This window comes from Streptomyces sp. NPDC005195 (genome assembly GCF_040608315.1).
Classification (GTDB): domain Bacteria; phylum Actinomycetota; class Actinomycetes; order Streptomycetales; family Streptomycetaceae; genus Streptomyces; species Streptomyces kaempferi.
Map to the genome: position 1 here is coordinate 1 of NZ_JBEXHZ010000272.1, position 2,002 is coordinate 2,002.

1 protein-coding gene is annotated in these 2,002 nt (G+C 70.9%); it reads right to left on the bottom strand.

Annotated elements, in window-relative coordinates; translation table 11 throughout:
* Positions 1 to 229: 229 nt before the first annotated feature.
* The coding region (locus ABZV34_RS38875) for a phosphatase PAP2 family protein (RefSeq protein ID WP_356287837.1) at positions 230 to 2,002 on the bottom strand (1,773 nt) is incomplete at its 5' end.

The window sequence follows — 2,002 nt, forward strand, 5'->3', positions numbered from 1 at the left end:
CCGCGTTCCTCCTCCGGATCCCCGGCCCGTTCCCACAGCCGTCCTGTCCGCGGCCGAGGACTGAGCCCTCCGGGACCGGCGACCCGGGCGCGACCGGTCGTGCCGTCACGACAACGGCCCCTCCGGAGGAACCTCACTGGTTCTTCCGGAGGGGCCGGCCGTACGGCTGTGACTCGCGAAGCTCGGCAGGATCCTGCCCGGGCTTCTCGGCTCACGGCTCGTCAGGCGGTCACCTCGTGCCGTTCGCCCCACGGATGCCCATGGGCCGCGCCCACTCCGCGCCCGGCGACCAGGGTCCGGTGCCGCCGACGAGGCCCGTCCCCATGTCTCCGGCGCCCGACAGTCCGGAAAGGGACCACAGGCTCGCCCCTTCGGCGTCGCGGAAACCGCTGGTGCCGCCGGCCGCGACCGGCCGGTCGTCCCGGTCCGTGGGCTGGAACCCGACCGTGTAGGTCCGGATGACCGAACCGTTGGCCGAGGTCACCTTGATGGTGCGGGTGGTGAACCGGTGTCCGCTCGACGAGAGGACCGAACTGCCGTCGGTGACCTTCACCCGCGCGCCGGACTGGGCCGGCACGGCGGAGACGGCCGGGATCCTGGCGTTCTTCGGCCAGTCGACGACGTACGTGGACACGTTCGGATCGAACCCGTCGATCGCGACGCCTCCCACGGTGAGCGTCTTCGCGTCGGCGACACTGGCCTTGGTGGCGTCCGAGAAGTTCTTCACCGTGACCGACCCGTCGGCGCCCACGACCACCTTCGCCGCCATCGCCGCCGCCAGGTTGATCCGCTGCCAGCTCGCCCCGCCGTCCGCGGTGAGGTCCAGCGGGTACCCGGAGTCCGTCGCGGTCTGCTCCAGAACCTGGACGCGCTGCTCGGTGGTGAGGTCGGGGAAGGCCGTGATCAGCAGGGCCGCCGCGTCGGACGGCGTCTTGAGAGCCTGTCCCGCCTTCCCCACCTGGGAGAATCCGTAGGTCAGGCGCCGCGTGTACAGGTCGACGTCCTGCGCCTTGCTCAGACCGGCGTACGAGTCGCCCTCGCAGGCCGCGAGTGTGTCGCCGTATCCCTCCGTCCCGCACTGCGCGAGCAGTACGTTCTCCATCTCCGTATGGGCCTGCATCAGCAGCTTCGCGAAGTCGGGGTCCGCCCACCGGTGCGCCACGGTGGCCTGGCCGGAGATCCGGCCGCCCATGACGTCGAGCGGGTAGTGGAACCCGAGGACGATGCGGTTGTCCCCGTACTCCGAGGTGCGCGCGAGGATCGACGGCGCCAACTCCGGCAGGAGCGTGGCGAGGATGGTCCCGGCCTCGTATCCGCCGTAGGTGTGGCCGCTCGGGTACGAGCCGCTGGTGGCGAGGCTGCCGTACGAGCCGTCCTGCGACTCGTAGACGGAGCCGCCGTCGCCGACGAACCCGAGCCGTACGTACGGGCGCAGGTAGCCGTAGTGGTTCTTCGCCGCGTCGACCTTGTCGAGGTTCTGCGTGACGCGGGAGAACAGGGCGCTGGTCTTCGGCAGTCGGCCGTCCTTCAGGGCGTCGCTGTAGATCTGGCCGAGCCGGGATCCGAGGCCGTCGGCCATCGTGACGGTGGAGCTGTTCGTCGCGTCCACCTCGGCCCGGTCCACCTCCTTCTGAGTCGCCGCGTTGTTGATCCGCACCGCGGTCCTGTCGTTCTCAGCGGTCAGCGGGGTGCCCTGGGACACCTTGGTGTTGGCGCCGAGGACGCCGGAGTCGAGGTCACCGATGCCGTGGAGCAGATCGTAGAAGTAGTCGGTCCCGTCGCCGGTCCCCGGCCACTTGTCCGACGTGTAGGCCGCGTTCAGCGTCTCGTCCGGGAAGGGGGACGGCACGTACGCCGGGTCGGAGGCGTCCGCCGGGGCGGTCGCGACGGAGTTGTCCGCCGCGGTGGTCGCGACGGACTCGTCCGAGGTCCCGGCCAGGGTGATCGCGGTGACGGTGGGCGTGTGCGGCTTCGCCTTTCCCGCGGTCCTGAGCAGCGCCGA